The sequence below is a fragment of the Lysinibacillus sp. S1 genome (assembly GCF_044986265.1).
Lineage (GTDB): Bacteria > Bacillota > Bacilli > Bacillales_A > Planococcaceae > Lysinibacillus > Lysinibacillus capsici.
In genome coordinates this window covers 2,701,841-2,723,018 of record NZ_CP173154.1, presented here as the reverse complement: position 1 = coordinate 2,723,018, position 21,178 = coordinate 2,701,841, and the positions used below count along the sequence as shown (strand labels likewise).

The following is a 21,178-nucleotide window of genomic DNA, read 5'->3' as shown; positions in this document are numbered from 1 at the left end:
TTTCAATTAAATAAAAAGTCTAGTGATGATGGCAAAGAGGTCACACCCGTTCCCATACCGAACACGGAAGTTAAGCTCTTTAGCGCCGATGGTAGTTGGGGGCTTCCCCCTGTGAGAGTAGGACGTCGCTAGGCAATAAAACAGTCAGCTGTATGCTGGCTGTTTTTTTACTTTCTCTTTTGATAACTTTTAACTCTACTAAAGAGATTGTTCAAAAGTGTTTTCTGAATTTAAAAAATGCAAATAAATGCCTCGAAAATGTAGTTAATTATTTGTATTGTTTATCTTAATTTTTATTTGTTAAAAATCTGAATTGTCTTTCTTTTATAAGTTCCTTGACAGTAGCAGTCCACGTTGTTAATCTTACAATTAATATTCTTTTAACTATAGGAGGAAGTTACGAAAATGTGGGAGACTAAATTTGCCAAAGAAGGTTTAACTTTTGATGATGTATTATTAGTACCAGCTCATTCCGAAGTACTACCGAAAGATGTTGATTTATCTGTTCAATTAACACCAAAGATTAAATTAAACATCCCAATGGTCAGCGCAGGTATGGATACAGTTACAGAGTCTAAAATGGCGATTGCTATGGCACGTCAAGGCGGTATCGGTATTATCCATAAAAACATGGGGATTGATGAGCAAGCTGAACAAGTAGAAAAAGTAAAACGTTCTGAAAATGGTGTTATTACAAACCCATTCTTCTTAACTCCGACACATCAAGTTTTCGATGCTGAGCATCTAATGGGTAAATACCGAATCTCTGGTGTTCCTATTGTTGATAGTATGGAAAATCAAAAGCTAGTAGGGATTATTACAAACCGTGATTTACGTTTTATCTCTGACTACTCTTTAAAAATTGAAGATGTAATGACGAAAGAAGACTTGATTACAGCACCAGTGGGAACGACTTTAGAGGATGCTGAAAAAATTCTTCAACAATATAAAATCGAAAAGCTTCCAATTGTAGATGAAGAAGGTAGATTAACTGGACTTATTACAATTAAGGATATCGAGAAAGTGATTGAATTCCCGAATGCTGCGAAAGATACACATGGCCGTTTACTAGTAGGCGCGGCAGTTGGTGTATCAAAAGATACGATGGTACGTATTGAGAAGCTTGTTGAAGCACAAGTTGACATTGTTGTAATCGATACGGCCCATGGTCATTCAGAAGGCGTATTACAAACAATTCGCTCAATCCGTGAGACTTACCCTGAGCTAGAAATCATCGCTGGTAATGTTGCTACAGGAGAAGGCGCACGTGCATTATTTGAAGCAGGAGCAGATGTTGTTAAAGTAGGTATCGGTCCTGGTTCTATTTGTACTACACGTGTTGTAGCAGGTGTAGGTGTACCACAAATTACAGCAGTATATGATTGTGCTACAGTAGCTCGTGAGCTAGGTAAAACAATAATTGCTGATGGTGGTATTAAATACTCTGGTGATATCGTAAAAGCTCTAGCAGCTGGAGGCAACGTTGTAATGCTTGGTTCTCTTCTAGCAGGTACATCTGAATCTCCTGGAGAAACAGAAATCTTCCAAGGCCGTCGCTTTAAAGTTTATCGTGGTATGGGTTCTATTGGCGCAATGGAAAAAGGTTCTAAAGATCGTTACTTCCAAGAGGATGCAAAAAAATTAGTACCTGAAGGTATTGAAGGCCGTCTTCCTTATAAAGGACCATTAGCTGATACAATCTACCAACTGATTGGTGGTATTCGCGCTGGTATGGGTTATTGTGGAGCTCCACATCTGGAGCATCTACGCGAGAATGCACAATTTGTTAGAATGACAGGTGCTGGTCTTCGTGAATCACATCCACATGATGTACAGATTACAAAAGAATCACCAAACTATTCCATGTAATATATTACTTGCAACTTTTATGCTTTCGCATCGTCTACAAAGATGGCGCGAGAGCATTTTTTTATGGTAGAGAGTCAACACGTTTGTTGTTATCTATGATAAAATGTCGAGGACAAGATTATTTTTTGGAGGGCTTTAAAGGTGAAAAAGAAAATGAACACCGTATTACGCTTACTCCTAATTCCTGTTTTATTATTTAGTATTTTTGCAGGTATTCCTGCAAAGGCAAATGCGGAAACAGATTTAGGATTAACAGTGGATGCTGCGATTTTAATTGATGCAGATTCAGGGAAAATTTTATTTGAACAAAATGCAGATACTTCACTAGGTATTGCAAGTATGACAAAGATGATGACTGAATACCTGTTATTGGACGCGATTGATGCAGGGAAAGTTAAATGGGATCAAGAATATCACGTAACAGATTATACGTATCGTATGTCTCAAAATCGTGCATTAAGTAATGTACCTTTACGTAGAGATGGCTCTTATACGATTCGTGAGTTATACGAGGCAATGGCAATCTATTCAGCAAATGCAGCAACCGTAGCTATTGCTGAAACGATCGCAGGTTCTGAAACTGAATTTTTAAAGTTAATGAATAAAAAAGCAGAAGAACTTGGTTTAGAGGGCTATAAATTTGTCAATTCTACTGGTCTTAATAATGCTGATTTATTTGGTATGCACCCATCAGGCACAGGCCCAGAAGATGAGAATGTGATGCCTGCAAAATCTGTAGCAAAATTAGCATATCATTTATTAAAAGATCACCCAAAGGTATTAGAAACATCTAAAATTGCAAAAAAGACATTCCGTGAAGGAACAGAAGATGCAATTAAAATGTCTAACTGGAACTTTATGTTACCGGGGTTAGTGTATGAATATCAAGGTGTAGATGGATTAAAGACAGGTACAACAAACTTTGCAGGTCACTGCTTCACAGGTACTGCAGAGCGCAATGGTACTCGTTTGATTGCAGTTGTAATGAAAGCTGTTGATGCAAATGGACAAGGGTCCTATGAAGCTCGCTTTGATGCCACAGCGAAATTATTTAACTACGGCTTTTCACAATTCTCAAAGCAAGAAATTTTACCAGGGAACTATACATTCAAAGATCAAAAAACAGTTAAAGTGACAAAAGGTAAAGAAGACAAAGTATCGATTGCAGTAAAAGAACCAATTTCATTTATGATTAAGTCTTCTGATAAAGACTTATATAAACCTACATTGGTTTTAGATAAAAAGAGTTTAGAGGCAGACGTTAAAAAAGGCACTGTTGTAGGAAAGGTCGTTATTGAACGCACAGAAGGCACAGATTACGGCTTTATCGATGGCAAGGATATTTCATCCGATGTTGTCACAACAGAGGCTGTAGAGCGTGCTAGCGGTATCTCATTGTTCTTCCAAGGTGTAGGTAACTTCTTCGGTAATTTATGGGGAGGCATTACAGACTTTGTTGGTGGATTGTTTTAATATTTAAATACGAGCACATGAATGCACTTAAGCATTCATGTGCTTTTTCACATTTTTACACGCTATAGCATACGCTAATAGGCGAAAGGATGTGGCTAAATGTGTGGCATTACAGGCTGGGCTAGTTTTCAAAAGGACTTAAGAACAAGTGACACAATATTAAAATCGATGACGCAAACATTAAATAAGAGAGGGCCAGATGATGAAAATATTTGGTGTAGTGAGCATATTGCATTTGGCCATCGACGGTTGGCTGTTATTGATTTAATCGGTGGCAAACAGCCAATGAAAAAAATCCATGATGGTTTGAACTATGTCATTACATATAATGGCGAACTTTATAATACAGAGGAGCTACGTAAGGAACTTCAAAAAAGAGGGCACAGCTTTACAACACAATCGGATACTGAAGTACTATTAACTGCCTATATTGAATGGAAAGAGCAGTGTGTAGAATTTCTAAATGGTATTTTTGCCTTCGGTATTTGGGATGAGCAAACACAGTCTTTATTTTTGTGTCGAGACCGACTAGGCGTAAAACCCTTGTATTATACAGAGCAACAAGAAGGTGTACTTTTTGCATCTGAGGTGAAGGCTCTGCTAGCACACCCCACGGTTCAAGCATGTGTAAACGTTGAAGGGTTGGCAAGTATGATGGCTGTAGGACCTTCTAGAGCGCCAGGTAAAACCCTTTTTCAAAATATTGAAGAATTACGACCTGGCTATGCTATGCGATTCTCTAGAGAAGAAGGTTTAAGAAAGTGGCCGTATTGGCAACTACAAAGCCGTAGACATGAAGAAACATTAGGAGAAACAATTGAACATGTTGGTTTTTTGTTAACGGATGCTATAGAACGTCAGCTAGTTTCGGATGTACCCATTTGTACGTTTCTTTCAGGAGGACTAGATTCCAGTATTATTACAGGCATTGCAGCAAATAGATTCCAACAGCAAAACCATCAATTGCATACGTATTCAATTGATTATGAAGACAATGAGCGCTTCTTTAACCCACATTCTTTCCAGACCTCCACGGATACGTACTGGATTCAAAAAATGTCAGAAACTTTCAAGACAGCTCACCACGCAGAGGAAATCACTCAGCAAAAGTTAATTGATTTATTAGTGGAATCGGTCATTGTTCGTGATTCCCCAGGTATGGCAGATGTAGATTCTTCTTTATTATGGTTTTGTCGTGAAATAAAAAGGGAATTTACTGTAGCGCTATCAGGAGAGTGTGCAGATGAAATTTTTGGTGGTTATCCATGGTTTAAAGATAGGACTACTGGTTTCCCTTGGATCCGTTCATTGTCTGAAAGAAGTGAATTACTCCAAGAGAAGTGGAACAAAAAATTAAAAATTGAAGCCTATGCACAACAGCTATATACACAAACAATAGCTGAAGTTCCTTTGCTAGATGGAGAAAGTCAAGCAGAGGCAAAGCATCGTGAAATGTCCTACTTAAATATGCTATGGTTTATGCAAACATTATTAGAGCGGAAGGATCGTATGAGTATGGGGGCAAGTTTAGAGGTACGTGTCCCTTTTGCAGATCATCGGCTTGTAGAATATGCCTGGAATATTCCGTGGGAAATGAAGAATTTAGATGGAATAGAAAAAGGATTACTTCGAAAATCAATGGCACATCTATTGCCGAATGAAGTGTTATATCGTAAAAAAAATCCTTATCCAAAAACATATCATCCTATCTATACAGCAGGAGTGCAAAAATGGTTGAAGGAAATTCTACATGATAAAAATTCAATTTTGCATGAACTATTTGAACGACAAAAGCTTGCGGAGTTAATTGAATCGGGAGGTAGCTCTTTTAAGGTTCCGTGGTATGGGCAATTAATGGCAGGTCCCCAGCTTTTAGCTTATCTAGGGCAAATTCATACTTGGTTTGAGCATTATCAAATTCAATTAATTGAGACTTAATTTAAAACGACCCATCTACGTAGATGGGTCATTTTTTTGTATACTCCAGCAATCCATCAACTGCTCAATGGATGATTCGATTGCTTGTACGGGAATCCCTCCAAAACCTAATAAAAATTGAGCTTGTGAAGATTCATAATGATCTAGTCTATAGGCTGATAATGGATAAATACCGATTTCTGCTTGAGAGGCGAGCTGTTGTAATTGTTTTTCTGAAAATGTGTGTTGAACCTCTAATAAAATATGCATACCCGCTTGTTCACCAGTAATGTTAATGGATGATGAATATTTTTCTAAAATAGAAGTTAGTTTATCATGTTTTTTACGATAAATTTTACGCATACGATTGAGATGCTTTGCAAAATGCCCATCACCCATAAAATTTGCTACAATATGCTGATCAAAACGAGGCACCGTTGATGAATAATAATTAAAGACATCGTTATAAGTAGCAAGTAGTTTAGGTGGAAGTACAAAATAAGCTACTCGCAAGGATGGCATTAAAGATTTAGTAAAAGTACTCATGTAAATAACTTTATCGTTTCGATCTAATGCATGTAGGGCAGGAATTGGTTTTCCAGCATAACGAAATTCCGAATCATAATCATCCTCAATAATATAACGAGAGGTGCTTTGTGCCGCCCAATTTAAAGCTTGTGCTCGTCTTGTAGCAGATAATACAGCCCCAGTTGGGAATTGATGTGAGGGTGTAATATACACAACATTAGCATTTGTTTTTTCGAGATCATGAATAATTATGCCCTCTTCATCAACTGCAATTGGATAAACTTTTCGTTTATGCTGCGAAAACATTCGATGGACGGCAGGGTATCCGGGGTTTTCTAATGCAAAGCTGGTGTCCTCACTAAAAAGACGGAGAATCATAGGGAGGAGCTGCTCTGTCCCTGAACCAATAACAATTTGTTCAGGGTGGCATACAACACCACGGGATTGATATAAATAATTAGCAATCTCTGTGCGTAAAGACAGTTCACCTTGTGGTTCCCCTGTTAATAATAGCTCCTTTGAGGTATCGTCAAAAAGCTCTTTTGCATACTTTCTCCATGTTTGAAATGGAAAAGCATCGATATCAATAGATCCTGGATTAAAATCGATTTTGTAAGACTTTTTCTTAGGATATTCATTAATGGACGCCATAGTATCTTGTTGAATGTAGGGCAGTTCATCTATTTCTTCTACAAAATAGCCAATACGTGATTTGGACATAATATAGCCTTCAGCTAATAGCTGAGCATAGGCAATTTCAATTGTTGTTTGGGAAATGTTTAAAAAATAAGCTAATTTTCTTTTTGAAGGCAGTTTTTCTCCTACAGTTATTTTTTTAGAAATAATAGCTTCTTTAATACCGTTATAAAGCTGATCATAAAGCGGTTTATCACTATCTCTTTCAAGCTGGAATAAAAGCATATCCATGATCTGGAACCTCCTGACCCTATAAATATTTTAAAAACTGGATATTTTGATATGGTCAATTTCTATTATACTAAACTTCATCATAAAGGTGGAGGTTAGAAAATGAAACAAACAGGTACAGAGCTAGTAAAGCGTGGAATGGCAGAAATGCAAAAAGGCGGCGTCATTATGGATGTCATTAATGCAGAGCAAGCAAAAATTGCAGAAGCTGCAGGTGCTGTAGCAGTTATGGCATTAGAAAGAGTACCGTCAGATATTCGGAAAGCAGGTGGCGTTGCACGCATGGCCGATCCTCGTATTGTTGAGGAAGTGATGGGGGCTGTAACTATTCCTGTGATGGCCAAAGCACGTATTGGTCATATTGTTGAAGCACGTGTCTTAGAAGCAATGGGTGTTGATTATATTGATGAAAGTGAAGTTTTAACACCAGCTGATGAAGAATACCATTTATTAAAAAGTGAATACACAGTACCGTTTGTGTGTGGCTGTCGTGATTTAGGAGAGGCAGCCCGTCGTATCGGGGAAGGTGCCTCGATGTTACGAACTAAAGGTGAACCAGGTACAGGGAATATTGTGGAGGCCGTTCGCCATATTCGTAAAGTAAATGCACAGGTTCGTAAAGTCGTAGGAATGACAGAGGATGAATTAATGACAGAGGCGAAATTACTAGGAGCTCCTTTCGAGTTATTAAGAGAAATTAAACGTCTTGGTCGTTTACCAGTAGTAAACTTCGCAGCAGGAGGAGTGGCAACGCCTGCTGATGCAGCCTTAATGATGGAACTTGGAGCTGATGGCGTTTTCGTTGGTTCAGGTATTTTTAAATCTGAGAACCCTGAAAAATTTGCACGTGCCATTGTAGAGGCGACTACTCATTATAAAGACTATCAGCTTATTGCGGAAATATCAAAAGAGCTTGGAGTGCCCATGAAGGGGATTGATATTGCACAGCTTGGACACAACGAGCGTATGCAAGAGCGAGGTTGGTAGCATGAAGCGAATTGGTGTATTAGCATTACAAGGAGCAGTTCGTGAGCATATACAAATGTTAGAAGCTCTTGGTTGTGAAGCAATTCAAGTAAAACAAAGAAAGGATTTAGGAAACCTAGATGGACTTGTGTTACCAGGTGGAGAAAGCACAACAATGAGAAAATTGCTGGATCGATTTGATCTGCTAGAGCTAATTCGTGGACTTGCTCAGCAAGGATTACCGATGCTTGGTACATGTGCGGGAGTAATTTTATTAGCCAAGGATCTAATTGAAGATGAACCACATTTGGCTGTGATGGACGTGACTGTAGCAAGAAACTCGTATGGACGTCAGGTGGATAGCTTCGAAGTACAACTAGATATTCCTAAAGTAGGTGTAGGGATTCCAGCAGTATTTATTCGTGCACCTCATATTGAAGCGGTAGGTAAAGGTGTTGAAATTCTTGCACAACATGAAGGGAAAATAATCTTGGCACAAGATGGCCATTTATTGGGTTGTTCGTTTCATCCCGAATTAACAGAGGATACACGAATTCTTGAATATTTTGTAACCTCTATGGTATGACTTGCAAAATTTGTTTTCATATAGTACAGTATGTTTAAATTTTAAATAACTGAACACGATGATGGGAAGTAGTAGCAAGCACGTTTTTTTTAGAGAGTCAGCGGTTGGTGGAAGCTGATAAAAGCACTTGTGAATCCGTCCTGGAGTTGCACAGTCGAAGTGAATGAAGTAGGCTGTAGCCGGCTGAAATGCCGTTATGAAATAAGTGGATTAGGCAGAAATATGTCTAGTCAATTAGGGTGGCAACGCGGGTAGCTCTCGTCCCTTTTTAGGGATGAGGGCTTTTTTGTGTTCATTTCGCTGCAACGATTTTCCATCATGAAGAAACTATTGGAGGTATGAAGATGTTAGATATTAAACGCGTCCGTGAGAATTTCACGGAAATTAAAGAGATGTTATTAACACGTAATGAGGACTTGGGAAACTTAGATGACTTTGAAGACTTAGATGCAAAACGTCGTGAATTGATTGCCAAAACAGAAGAATTAAAAGCAGAACGCAATAAAGTATCTGAACAAATCTCAGTTATGAAACGCAACAAAGAAAATGCTGATGAAGTCATTGCTCGTATGCGTCAGGTTGGCGATGAAATTAAAGAATTAGATGTACAATTAAATGATGTTGAAGAGCGCTTTAAAGATATGATGATGCGTTTACCAAACATCCCACATGAATCTGTACCAGTAGGCACAACAGAGGATGACAATGTTGAAGAATATACGTGGGGTGAAATTCCGACATTTGATTTTGATATTAAAGCACACTGGGACCTTGCTACGGATTTAAAAATCGTAGACTTTGAACGCGGCGCGAAAGTAACAGGTAGCCGTTTCTTATTCTATCGTGGTCTTGGTGCTCGTTTAGAACGAGCATTAATGACATTCATGATGGATTTACATGCAGAGGAGCATGGTTACGAGGAAATGCTACCACCTGTCATTGTTAATCGAGATAGCCTAACAGGTACAGGGCAACTTCCGAAATTTGAGGAAGATGTATTCAAATTAGAGGAAACAGATTATTTTATGATTCCAACTGCAGAAGTACCAGTAACGAACTTCTATCGAGATGAGATTTTACCGGCTGAAGCTTTACCACAAGGCTTTGCAGCGTATAGTGCTTGCTTCCGTTCAGAAGCGGGATCTGCAGGTCGTGATACACGTGGTTTAATTCGTCAACACCAGTTCAATAAAGTAGAATTAGTACGTTTTGTAAAACCAGAGGAGTCATACGAACAATTAGAGCTCTTAACAAGTCATGCAGAAAAAGTATTACAATTACTAGGCTTACCATATCGTAAGTTAAAAATGTGTACAGCTGATTTAGGTTTTACTGCAGCGAAAAAATATGATTTAGAAGTTTGGATTCCTGCACAAAACATGTACCGTGAAATTTCTTCTTGCTCTAACTTTGAGGATTTCCAGGCACGACGAGCAAATATCCGCTTCCGTCGTGAGCCAAATGCAAAACCAGAATATGTGCATACATTAAACGGCTCAGGTCTTGCCATTGGCCGTACAGTTGCTGCTCTTCTAGAAAACTACCAACAAGCTGATGGCAGCGTAGTAATTCCTGAAGTTTTAAGACCTTATATGGGTGGTAAAGAAGTAATCGCACCAAAATAAACGACAGATAAAGCTATTTTAGACAATTCCTTTATGGATGTTCTAAAATAGCTTTTTTGTGTTGCTAAAATTGAAATCTCTCATAATTTTTGAAAATTCGTTATAATGGGTAATATTCATGGGGACAAGGGGGAGAAATTCATGGAATTGCAACAATTTGCACAGGCTTTCAGTGAATTTGATAATGTTTTAATTACAGATGATAAAGGCTGTGCAATCTTTTATGATTTAGCAGATTTAAATATATTATTGGAAATCGGCTTAACACCAGATGAATTTTTTCACAGCACAGTGACTGATAATTATCAAAATTTATCACATGAGACAAGTACTGTTTTTCAAGTCATACAAACAGGGCAGCCAGTTTTATACTATGAACAACAACTGACAACATTGAACGGTTTTAGTTATTTATCACTGAGTTCGACCTATCCCATTATGGAGCATGGAAAAGCCATTGGTGCCATTGAATTTTCAAAACATTTTTATGAAACTAAGCAAATTAAATACTTAGATAATTTCCTGGGACATAAATTATATCGAGATAATCATACAACCTATCGTTTAGAGGATTACATTACAACAAACGCCGAAATGAAAACTCAACTTGAAAAGGCACGTCGTAGTGCTCAAAAAAGTGCACCAGTTTTACTAACTGGGGAAACTGGAACTGGGAAAGATATAATCGCACAAGGCATACACAATGAAAGTGAACGCTATACAAAGCCGTTTATTACTTTGAACTGCTCAACATTAACAGAGGATAATATATTTACTCAGCTATACGGCTCGGACAATGAAGCAAAAAGTGGAAAGTTACAGGAGGCTAATGGAGGAACGCTACTCATTGACCACCTTAATTTATTGGATATATCTTTGCAGGCGAAACTTTTACATGCGGTAGATATAAAAGTGTTAAATGGTGAGCCCTTGGATATACGGTATATTACTACTGTCAATGAAGATGTGGACAAACTATTAGCTGAAAAAAGGCTACGCGAGGACTTATTTTATCGCTTAAATGTTCTTCAAATTGATTTGCCACCGCTAAGATTAAGGAAGGAAGATATTCCACTTATCCTTGATTTTTATATACAATTTTACAATGAACATACACTACAGAAAAATGTAAGCTATTGTAATGAAGTAATTCAGTTATTTTATGCCTATCATTGGCCGGGGAATGTGCGTGAACTAAAAAATGCCCTTGAATCGGCATATAATAATTTGCTTGGGGATGAAATACTTGTTGAACATGTTCCAGAGAGGATTAAAAAAAATGTTCAACATTCAACTCAATCGATCATGCAAAACAACCAATCTGGACATTTACGAGATTTAACGGAAGCCTACGAGCGTCTAATTATAGCGGAAAAGTTGCGTGAAACTGATGGACGATTAGCGGAAACAGCTAGACGTTTAGGTATATCTCGTCAATTACTAAAATATAAGTGTTTAAAATATGAATTGTTGTAAAAAAAATTTTACAAAAAGGGGATAAAAATTTATCTCCTTTTTTTGTGTTATTAAATTTTTTATTATTTAGATAAATCTTCTGTAAACGATTATAAAGGGGTTGAGGATATGTCTAAAGTTGTGCAGCATACGATAATCGTGGGGCTAGCCTTATTTGCTATATTTTTTGGTGCTGGGAATTTAATATTTCCGCCTTCCATAGGAAATAGTGCAGGGGAATCATGGATCTCCGCTCTGATGGGCTTTAGCTTAACAGGTGTTATTTTACCTGTGCTTGCGGTGTATGCAATTTATAATACTGGGGGAACTGTGGAAGCGCTCACAAGACCAATCGGAAATTGGTTTTATAAAGCCTTTAATACGGTCATGATGGTTTGTATTGGGATGGTTGTCACAATACCGAGGATGTCAGCGACAACTCATGAATTAGGGGTATCACAAATTATTCCGAACGTACCTTTAATTGTGTCAGTATTAGCATTTTTCGCGATTTGCTTTTACTTTGCGATGGACCAATCAAATGTGATCGATAAGATTGGAAAATGGTTGACGCCTGTTCTTGTTCTTATACTTATTATCCTCATTGGTAAAGGGGTATTAGACCCAATAGGAGCGGCAATTAATACAGGAGCAGAAAGGGTTTTTGCCAACTCCATAATAGCAGCCTATCAAACAGGAGATGTGGGAACAGGTATTCTTTGTGCGCCAATCTTTTTAGCAGCAATAGTGGGCTATGGCTATAAAGGGAAACAATCTAAAAAGGTCGCGCTTGGTGGAATGGCTATTGCTGCAATAGGGTTAATTGCAGTATATGGTGGCCTGCTCTATTTAGGGGCTACAAGTAGTGGCATCATCACAAATCCTGGCAGTGATACAGAACTATTAGCGGGCATTGCCTTTAGTGTCATTGGTAATTTGGGTAAAGCGTTACTAGCTATATGTGTTGTTTTTGCCTGCTTAACATCAGCGATTGGTGTCATGGTCATATCCTCACAGTTTTTAAATGAACTAACAAAAGAGAAGCTTGGCTATAGAACGTGGGTCTTTATTATGTGTGTAGTAGGCGCAACTATTGGCTCCTTAGGTGTAGGTGCCATCGTCGAAATTACATTGCCGATTTTCTTGGTAATTTATCCAGTCATTATTGTACTTGTGCTACTGGGAGCCTTTGATCGTTTTGTACCAAATGCAGGAGCCTATAAAGGAACTGTGCTATTTGCATTTCTAGTAAGCGTCGTTGAAACATTTGCTAGCTATGAAATTACGATACCTGGTGTGACACAGTTGGTCATGCATTTACCATTGCAGTCTAGTGGATTTGCTTGGATTATGCCATCTATTGTTGGCTTTATTATCGGTACTATTTTGCATAAGGTGCTGAAAGCAGAAGATCCTGAAAAATCTACTTTTGGTATAGAAGAAATAGGAGTTGAAAAATGATGCAAATTATTTGTAACGCAAAGATATATACAGCAGATACTATTCAGCCATCTGCAACTGCTATGGTAATCGAAGGAAGAAAGATACTTTGGATTGGACAACAGGAAGATTTACCCCCCTATCAGGGAGAAATAATAGATGTACAAGGAAAGGTCATTATTCCTGGGATTATTGACGCTCATATGCATCCGATTATGTTAGCGGATGTTATGGAACAAGTGGCTTGTTTACCTCCATATATTTATTCTATTGAGGATATAATTAATGCATTAGCAAACTGTGATGCAAGTCAGCGGGGATGGCTATTAGGCTGGGGCTATGATGAAGGGAAACTAAAGGAAAAAAGAGCGCCTTTAAAAGAGGACTTAGACCGTGCCTCTACAGAGTTACCTGTCATTGTTATGCGTACATGTGGTCATATTATATCGGTTAATAGTAAAGCATTAGCAATCGCAGGTATTACGAAGGATACGCTTGATCCACAGGGTGGACAAATCGATCGGGATGAAAATGGAGAACCTACAGGCGTACTGCGTGAAAATGCACGTAATCTAGTACTACAGCATTTACCTACACCATCTGAAGAAGAGATTGTCAAAAGGCTCCTAAAGCTATCACAAACTTTGGCATCCTATGGTGTAACAAGTATTACAGAATTAATGGCCACGGTAGCACCAATTGATTATTTAGGCCTGTATCGTAAAGCCCRARAAAAAGGTTTTAAGAAACGCGTAGCAGTTTATTATATCTGGGAAGATATTCAACGATATGAGCTGTTGACAGCAAATACTATTGATCGTTCTGCAGGAGCCTATATCGGAGGCATTAAGCTATTTTCGGATGGCAGTGTTTCAGGCCGTACAGCACTTGTTTCTGAGCCATTTTTGGGAAGTGATGAAAAAGGCATAGCGATGACTTCGAAAGAGGAGCTGCTAGCGGCTGCTGCGGTAGCAAAAGAATATGGTATTCAATTAGTGGTTCATGCAATGGGGGACAGAGCCATTGATCTAATTGTCGACACATTTTATGAGGAAAAGGCTTGGTTAACAGATGCACCGTCTGTTCGTATTGAGCATGCAGCCATGCCATCTAAAAGTGCCTTGCAAAAAGCTGCTGAATGGGGGATAGGCTTTGTGCCACAACCCATCTTCTTATTTTGTGAAATTGAGAGTTATTTAGAGAATCTAGGGCTAGAAAAAACACAGACATTATATGGTGTACAAACATTTCTCAAGAGGGGGATTGCGACAGCGCTCTCTTCAGATGCGCCTGCTACATCATGGGCAGAAGCGGCTAATCCCTTTGTTACGATACAAGCAGCTGTTACACGAACAGCCTATGATGGAACAGATTTAGGTACCGCAGAAAAAATCTCTGTAGAGGAGGCATTACAGCTATACACAGTTGATGCCAAGACGATGATTCGTATGGAGAACGTTGGTCAGTTAAAAGAGGGCTATGAAGCTAATTTTGTTGTACTAACAGACGATTTGTTGACGCTTTCACATAACCAGCTTATGCATGTAAAACCATTCGCTACATATATCGAAGGAGAATGTGTTTTTACACAATCCACTATTCAAGCTCAATAAATTAGTTATGAAGATGGTCGCTGCTACGACATATTTCATATATATCGCCATTCCCTTAAATATTAAAGAAGGTGTCTCATTAGGAGGCACCTTCTTTAAAGACCATTTACATCGTTGGAAGCTAATCGTGCTTTTTTCTCAGCTTTTTTACGGTCTCGTAATGCCTTAAAAAAGTCTGTTAAAATTTGACCACATTCCTCGGCTAAAATCCCTTCTGTTACATCACATTCATGWYTMWRRYSYWCATCMTWYMMYWMMYSSYAAASMRRATSWMCAYAGCCAGCTTTTTGATCTCTTGCCCCATAAACAACTCGGGGTACACGTGATTGGAGAATGGCTCCTGMAYACATTGGACAAGGCTCCAATGTAACATAAAGAGTAGTATCCTCCAGTCGCCAACTCCCTATTTTTTTGCAGGCTTCTTGAATCACTAACAGCTCCGCATGTGTTGTTGCATTTTGCGTTGTTTCTCTTAAATTATGCGCACGTGCAATGATTTTTCCTTCATAAACAAGTACTGCACCAATTGGTACTTCCCCAAGTAATGCAGCCTGTTGAGCTTCCTCTAATGCTTGTTTCATAAATAAACGATCTGCGTCAAAAATATCCACTCATATCTCTCCTTAACAGTAGTGTAGCGTGCTGAATTGGTAATTGCTACTTTTAACTTCTTTTCGGATGTTATATTCATCTAAAATCATTGCAGCCATGCGTAAGCGATTGATATGTAATATGTCGAAGCATAAATACTTGTTGACATTCCTTATATATCCATATATATTTATATATGAACACATGCTCATATATAAATATTGAAGAATGGGGTAAACTTCTATGGATGAAAAATTAAACAGTTCAGAAATGCAAAAAAATATTGATCAGCATTTAGATGAAGAGACATTATTTGTAGTATCTCAGACTTTTAAAGCCTTGAGTGATCCAACACGAATTCGTATTTTAAACTTACTTTGTTCAGATGAACATTCTGTTAATGATATTGCAGAAATTTTAGATTTAGGCCAATCAACCGTTTCCCACCAATTACGCTTTCTTAAAAATTTAAGATTGGTGAAATTTAGGAGAGAAGGAACAACCATATATTATTCTAAGGACGATGATCACATTATGAATTTATTGAAGCAGGCTATTGAGCATGCGGCTCATAACTAAAATGAAATGGGGGAATAACAATGGGACATCAACACGACCATGGCCATGATCATACACATGGTGCAAATAAAAAGGTATTATTACTGTCGTTTATTATTATTACAGGGTATATGGTAGTGGAAGCCATTGGTGGCTTTTTAACAAATAGTTTGGCTCTTTTATCAGATGCAGGGCATATGTTAAGCGACTCTATCTCTTTAGGCATAGCAATGTTAGCTTTTATGTTTGGGGAAAAAGCTGCAAGCTATAGTAAGACATACGGCTATAAACGATTTGAGATTCTAGCTGCAGTATTGAATGGCATTACATTAATAGGAATCGCATTATTTATTTTCTATGAAGCAATTGAACGATTTACAAACCCACCAGAAGTAGCTACAACTGGAATGCTTATAATTAGTATAATTGGTTTGTTCGTAAACATTTTAGTTGCCTGGATTATGATGCGTGGAAGTGATACAAAGGATAATTTAAATATGCGCGGAGCATTTTTACATGTACTAAGTGATATGCTAGGGTCTGTAGGAGCTATTGTTGCGGCACTATTAATTATGTTTTTTGGCTGGGGCTGGGCAGATCCTCTTGCAAGCGTTATTGTTGCATTATTGGTCGTACGAAGTGGCTACCATGTCACAAAAGCCTCCATTCATGTCTTAATGGAGGGGACACCTTCAAATGTAGATGTTCAGGAGATTATTCAGTTAATAGAGCAGACTGATAGAATAGAAAGTATCCACGATTTACACATCTGGACAATTACTAGTGGAACGAATGCATTATCCTGTCATGCGGTTGTAAATGATCAATTGAAAATAGCTGAGAGTGAGCATATCTTGCGGAAAATTGAACATAATCTTCAACATAAGGGCATTAAGCATGTAACAATTCAATTAGAAACATCCTTACATCGACATGATAATTCTATTTTATGTAAATTAGAAAATGACCATGAACATCATCACGATGAAAAATAAAATTTTTTATGACTTGCATACCCTTCTTGGGTATAGTATGATAATTACAAATAGGAGGTGTAGTGAATGGAGGAGACAGTAAAAGAAGAAGCTTGTCATACAGAGGAAGCTACGTCTTGCCGAAAAAGTCATCACCCTGAGCGTGTGAAAAAGGATTTAACAACTCGCTTAAATCGAATTGAAGGTCAGATTCGTGGTATTAAGGGAATGATTGATAAAGACGTTTACTGTGATGATATTATTACGCAACTATCTGCTACACAATCTGCATTAAATAGTGTGGCAAAAATATTATTAGAAGGTCATTTAAAGGGCTGTGTTGTGGATCGTCTATCAGAGGGCGATGAAGCAGTATTAGATGAGTTAGTAATAACGATTCAAAAGTTAATGAAAAAATAGATTGAAAACATACAAAAGGAGAGATTTTATTATGCAAAACGTAACATTAAACGTACAAGGAATGTCATGTGGTCATTGTGTAAACGCGGTTGAAAAAAACGTTGGTGCTTTAGCTGGTGTTGAACAAGTAAAAGTAAATTTAGCAGAAGGTTTAGTTGATGTTGCATTTGACGATGCACAAGTATCACTTGATCAAATTAAAGAGACAATTGATGATCAAGGCTATGAAGTAAAATAAAATTTGTAGAGTGCTTCTGTGGCACTCTCTTATTTTCAAAAATATATACCCCTAGTCGGTATAAGGAGAGGTGAAAGGTAAATGAGTTCTGATCATAAGGAAGCTAATTTGCAAATTACAGGGATGACATGTGCGGCCTGTGCCACTCGAATAGAAAAAGGGTTAAATAAAATGGATGGTGTAGAACATGCAACAGTAAATTTAGCACTTGAAAAATCATCTATTAAATATGACCCAACTAAACTAAGTGAAGCAGATTTTGAAAAGAAAATAGAAGCACTTGGGTATGGTGTTGTTAAACAAAAAGCTGAACTTGATATTACAGGTATGACATGTGCAGCCTGTGCGACTCGCATTGAAAAAGGGTTAAATAAACTAAGTGGTATTTCCTCTGCTAATGTCAACTTAGCACTGGAAAAAGCGATGATCGAGTTTAATCCTTCGGAAGTATCCATCGCAGATATCATTACAAAAGTTGAGAAGCTAGGCTATGGGGCACATCAAAAGGCAGATGAGCGGGAAACAGTGGATCATCGTGAAAAAGCTATCAAACAGCAACAACATAAATTTATTTTATCGGCAATACTTTCTTTACCACTGCTTTGGACGATGGTTGGTCATTTTTCCTTTACGTCATTTTTATATGTTCCAGAATTTCTAATGAATCCATGGGTCCAAATGGTATTGGCTACGCCAGTGCAATTTATTATTGGTAAACAATTTTATGTAGGGGCATATAAAGCATTACGCAATGGTAGTGCAAATATGGATGTGCTTGTTGTGATGGGGACATCAGCGGCCTATTTCTATAGTGTCTATCAAGCGATTGTAACGATAGGATCACATCATGGTCCACATCTTTATTTTGAAACGAGTGCTGTATTAATTACACTTATTTTATTAGGTAAATTATTTGAGGCAAAGGCAAAAGGACGCTCATCTGAAGCCATAAAAAAACTAATGGGACTTCAGGCAAAGACAGCAATCGTTGTACGTGACGGTATAGAAAAGGAGGTCCCATTAGAAGAAGTTATTATTGGCGATGTTATTTTAGTGAAACCAGGTGAAAAAATTCCTGTAGATGGTGAGGTAATAGAGGGGACAACGGCTGTTGATGAATCGATGCTAACAGGAGAAAGTCTACCAGTTGATAAAAAGCAAGGTGATCTATTATTTGGCTCAACTATTAACAAAAATGGTTTTATTAAAATGACTGCAACAAAGGTTGGACGTGATACAGCATTAGCACAAATTATTAAAGTGGTCGAAGATGCTCAAGGATCAAAAGCACCTATTCAACGTTTAGCAGATCAGATTTCGGGGATTTTCGTACCTATTGTTGTTGGCATAGCCATTGTAACCTTTTTAATTTGGATTATTTGGGTCCGTCCAGGGGAATTTACACCTGCTTTAGAGGTATTAATCGCAGTTCTTGTCATTGCTTGTCCATGTGCACTTGGGTTAGCAACACCAACTTCAATAATGGCAGGCTCTGGACGTGCAGCTGAGTTTGGTATTTTATTTAAAGGTGGAGAACATTTAGAGCAAACACAAGGCATAGATACAGTTGTTGTAGATAAAACAGGAACAGTGACACATGGTAAACCTGAGCTTACAGATGTTCTGTTAGCGCCAGAGCAAGATGAAGCACGCTTTTTATCCTTAATCGGAGCAGCAGAGAAGCAGTCAGAGCATCCACTAGCTGAAGCCATTGTTCAAGGCATAGAAAAACGCGGCATAGCTTTAGGTGACGTTCAATTCTTTGAAGCAATACCGGGTTATGGTGTGCAGGCAACTGTCTCAGGTCAAGGTGTTATCATTGGCACACGTAAATTAATGCAACAATATAGTATTCATATTAATGATATTTTACCAACAATGGAGCAACTAGAACGAAATGGTAAGACAGCCATGTTAGCAGCCATTAATGGGCAATATGCAGGTTTAGTAGCTGTGGCTGATACCGTGAAAGATACATCAAAAGAAGCTATTCGTCGTTTACAGGATATGGGTATTACGGTCATCATGATGACTGGTGATAACGAGCGTACTGCTCAAGCAATTGGAACAGAGGTAGGCGTGAATCATGTTATTGCAGAAGTCTTACCAGAAGGTAAAGCTGATGAAGTGAAAAAACTTCAAGCCCAAGGGAAAAAAGTAGCGATGGTTGGTGATGGTATTAATGACGCACCTGCCTTAGCAACAGCGAATATTGGGATGGCAATTGGTACAGGGACAGATGTGGCAATGGAAGCTGCAGATATTACGCTTATTCGTGGAGATTTAAATAGTATCGCGGATGCCATTCTAATGAGTAGAAAAACAATGCGTAATATTAAACAAAATCTATTTTGGGCATTTGCTTATAATACATTAGGTATTCCAATTGCTGCACTCGGTCTGCTTGCTCCATGGGTAGCAGGCGCAGCGATGGCCTTTAGTTCAGTTTCGGTCGTATTAAATGCACTTCGTTTACAACGAGTGAAATTATAAATAAGTATAAAGGCATCGGGAAGTAGATTCTCGATGTCTTTTTTCTATGTCATCATGAGAAGAATATCCCAGGTAAATTTACTAGAACAATAGGTTGATTCTGTTTTTCATTTTCCTACTATGATAAAATGAAAGGTACTGATTCATTTTATGTAGGACACAATGATCGAATCCATAGAACAAAAGGAGGAGCTTCTGGTGACGGTTCCATTTGTTACGGTAGAAGGTCCGATTGGTGTTGGTAAAACCTCTTTATCGAAAGAGATAGCAGCGACATTTAATTACCATCTATTAAAAGAAATTGTAGACGAAAACCCTTTTTTAAATAAGTTTTATGAAAACATTGAGGAGTGGAGTTTCCAAACGGAAATGTTCTTCCTCTGTAATCGCTATAAGCAACTAACCGATATTAAAAAATTTCGCTTAGCACATGCCAAACCTGTTGTAGCAGACTATCATATTTTTAAAAATTTAATATTTGCGAAGCGTACATTGGCACCAACTGAATACGAGAAGTATGAAGAGATCTATAGAATTTTAACGAAAGACATGCCTGTTCCAAATGTAGTGGTTTATTTATATGCCAGCGTTGAGACATTAATGAAGCGTATCGCCATGAGAGGGCGAGAGTTTGAAAAGATGATTTCACGTGATTACATGGAGCAGCTTGTGGCCGACTATCATTCTTTTATCGAGCATTTTGAAAGCATGCATCCCGAAATTCCAGTTATTCGATTTAATGGAGATCAGCTTGATTTTGTAAAAAATCCAAATGATTTAAATCATGTTTTAAAAATAATTAAAGATACGTTACAACAAAGGAGTTTGCAATAATGAATTTAAGAGAGAAGTACGATATTCCACCACAAACGGTTATTACGATTGCAGGTACTGTTGGGGTAGGAAAATCGACGATGACAAAGGCTTTAGCAGAGGCACTGAACTTTCGTACCTCGTTCGAGAAAGTAGACACAAATCCATACCTTGATAAATTTTATGAGGACTTTGAAAAATGGAGCTTTCATTTACAGGTCTACTTTTTAGCAGAGCGTTTTAAAGAACAGAAGCGTATTTTTGAATATGGTGGAGGATTTGTACAAGATCGTTCTATTTATGAGGATACTGGCATTTTTGCTAAGATGCATTATGATAAAGGAACAATGAGTCCAACAGATTATGAGACTTATACAAATTTGTTTGATGCAATGGTGATGACACCTTATTTCCCACATCCAGATTTGCTTGTCTATCTTGAAGGACCTATTGATGCAGTTATTGGACGTATTCAAGAGCGTGGACGTACAATGGAGCAACAAACACCGAATGATTATTGGATAGAAATGCATGAACGCTATGAAAATTGGATAAATAATTTTAATTCTTGTCCAGTTCTACGTTTAGATATTAATGATTATGATTTATTAAAAAATCCTGATGCCATTGAAGCAATTGTAAGCCGTATCAGTCATATGCTAAAACAAACAAGCCATTTACGAAAATAAAAG

General features: G+C 37.9%; 17 protein-coding genes, 1 rRNA gene, 1 pseudogene and 1 other annotated feature. Of the genes and pseudogenes, 17 read left to right on the top strand and 2 right to left on the bottom strand.

The window, feature by feature from the left end; genetic code table 11:
- Positions 1–18: 18 nt before the first annotated feature.
- The 4 genes from rrf (at position 19) to asnB (ending at position 5,280) form a co-directional block, all read left to right on the top strand.
- Positions 19–134 (top strand): 5S ribosomal RNA (gene rrf / locus ACHZEU_RS13515).
- 271 nt (positions 135–405) lie between these two features.
- Positions 406–1,869: an IMP dehydrogenase gene (gene guaB, locus ACHZEU_RS13510; RefSeq protein ID WP_004233999.1), complete on the top strand. Its 1,464-nt coding sequence runs from the start codon at positions 406–408 to the stop codon at positions 1,867–1,869.
- Positions 1,870–2,010: 141 nt separating this feature from the next.
- Complete coding sequence (locus ACHZEU_RS13505) at positions 2,011–3,342, top strand: D-alanyl-D-alanine carboxypeptidase family protein (RefSeq protein WP_081010913.1); 1,332 nt, start codon at positions 2,011–2,013, stop codon at positions 3,340–3,342.
- Between the two features lie 99 nt (positions 3,343–3,441).
- Positions 3,442–5,280, top strand: a complete 1,839-nt coding sequence (asnB, locus tag ACHZEU_RS13500) for an asparagine synthase (glutamine-hydrolyzing) (protein WP_404803496.1) — start codon at positions 3,442–3,444, stop codon at positions 5,278–5,280.
- Positions 5,281–5,295: 15 nt separating this feature from the next.
- Here the strand turns inward: asnB and ACHZEU_RS13495 are convergent, their stop codons facing one another.
- On the bottom strand, positions 5,296–6,714 hold the full coding sequence (locus tag ACHZEU_RS13495) for a PLP-dependent aminotransferase family protein (protein ID WP_404803495.1): 1,419 nt from the start codon (positions 6,712–6,714) through the stop codon (positions 5,296–5,298).
- Positions 6,715–6,816: 102 nt separating this feature from the next.
- Between ACHZEU_RS13495 and pdxS the strand changes: the two genes are divergently transcribed.
- The 6 genes from pdxS (at position 6,817) to ACHZEU_RS13465 (ending at position 14,399) form a co-directional block, all read left to right on the top strand.
- Positions 6,817–7,701 carry a pyridoxal 5'-phosphate synthase lyase subunit PdxS gene (gene pdxS, locus ACHZEU_RS13490; protein ID WP_404803494.1) on the top strand — a complete coding sequence of 295 codons (885 nt, stop codon included), beginning with the start codon at positions 6,817–6,819 and terminating at the stop codon, positions 7,699–7,701.
- A 1-nt stretch (position 7,702) separates the two neighbouring features.
- The gene (pdxT, locus tag ACHZEU_RS13485) at positions 7,703–8,266 is read left to right on the top strand and encodes a pyridoxal 5'-phosphate synthase glutaminase subunit PdxT (protein ID WP_404803493.1); all 564 of its coding nucleotides are present in this window, start codon (positions 7,703–7,705) and stop codon (positions 8,264–8,266) included.
- A gap of 49 nt (positions 8,267–8,315) precedes the next feature.
- Positions 8,316–8,535, top strand: a binding site (T-box leader).
- A 75-nt stretch (positions 8,536–8,610) separates the two neighbouring features.
- The gene (gene serS / locus ACHZEU_RS13480) at positions 8,611–9,891 is read left to right on the top strand and encodes a serine--tRNA ligase (protein WP_048390985.1); all 1,281 of its coding nucleotides are present in this window, start codon (positions 8,611–8,613) and stop codon (positions 9,889–9,891) included.
- 141 nt (positions 9,892–10,032) lie between these two features.
- Positions 10,033–11,367, top strand: coding sequence for a sigma 54-interacting transcriptional regulator (locus tag ACHZEU_RS13475; protein WP_404803492.1), 1,335 nt, complete (start codon positions 10,033–10,035; stop codon positions 11,365–11,367).
- Between the two features lie 108 nt (positions 11,368–11,475).
- Positions 11,476–12,807, top strand: a complete 1,332-nt coding sequence (gene brnQ / locus ACHZEU_RS13470) for a branched-chain amino acid transport system II carrier protein (protein ID WP_054548497.1) — start codon at positions 11,476–11,478, stop codon at positions 12,805–12,807.
- A complete protein-coding gene (locus tag ACHZEU_RS13465; RefSeq protein WP_404803491.1) occupies positions 12,804–14,399 on the top strand; it encodes an amidohydrolase in 1,596 nt (531 codons plus the stop codon). Before brnQ ends, ACHZEU_RS13465 begins: the two co-directional genes overlap by 4 nt.
- Positions 14,400–14,494: 95 nt before the next feature.
- Here the strand turns inward: ACHZEU_RS13465 and ACHZEU_RS13460 are convergent.
- A pseudogene (locus ACHZEU_RS13460) lies at positions 14,495–15,010 on the bottom strand (nucleoside deaminase).
- Positions 15,011–15,233: 223 nt separating this feature from the next.
- Between ACHZEU_RS13460 and ACHZEU_RS13455 the strand changes: the two are divergent.
- The 7 genes from ACHZEU_RS13455 to ACHZEU_RS13425 all read left to right on the top strand — a co-directional run bounded on the left by ACHZEU_RS13455 (position 15,234) and on the right by ACHZEU_RS13425 (position 21,175).
- Positions 15,234–15,569, top strand: a complete 336-nt coding sequence (locus ACHZEU_RS13455; RefSeq protein ID WP_004233978.1) for a metalloregulator ArsR/SmtB family transcription factor — start codon at positions 15,234–15,236, stop codon at positions 15,567–15,569.
- 20 nt (positions 15,570–15,589) lie between these two features.
- Complete coding sequence (locus ACHZEU_RS13450; RefSeq protein WP_279493557.1) at positions 15,590–16,543, top strand: cation diffusion facilitator family transporter; 954 nt, start codon at positions 15,590–15,592, stop codon at positions 16,541–16,543.
- A gap of 66 nt (positions 16,544–16,609) precedes the next feature.
- On the top strand, positions 16,610–16,942 hold the full coding sequence (locus ACHZEU_RS13445) for a metal-sensing transcriptional repressor (RefSeq protein WP_048390994.1): 333 nt from the start codon (positions 16,610–16,612) through the stop codon (positions 16,940–16,942).
- A 31-nt stretch (positions 16,943–16,973) separates the two neighbouring features.
- Complete coding sequence (gene copZ / locus ACHZEU_RS13440; RefSeq protein WP_036121975.1) at positions 16,974–17,180, top strand: copper chaperone CopZ; 207 nt, start codon at positions 16,974–16,976, stop codon at positions 17,178–17,180.
- 81 nt (positions 17,181–17,261) lie between these two features.
- A complete protein-coding gene (locus ACHZEU_RS13435) occupies positions 17,262–19,673 on the top strand; it encodes a heavy metal translocating P-type ATPase (protein WP_279493558.1) in 2,412 nt (803 codons plus the stop codon).
- 198 nt (positions 19,674–19,871) lie between these two features.
- A complete protein-coding gene (locus ACHZEU_RS13430; RefSeq protein ID WP_048391001.1) occupies positions 19,872–20,507 on the top strand; it encodes a deoxynucleoside kinase in 636 nt (211 codons plus the stop codon).
- Positions 20,507–21,175: a deoxynucleoside kinase gene (locus tag ACHZEU_RS13425; protein WP_048391003.1), complete on the top strand. Its 669-nt coding sequence runs from the start codon at positions 20,507–20,509 to the stop codon at positions 21,173–21,175. The genes ACHZEU_RS13430 and ACHZEU_RS13425 overlap by 1 nt, the downstream gene beginning before the upstream one ends.
- Positions 21,176–21,178 lie beyond the last annotated feature (3 nt).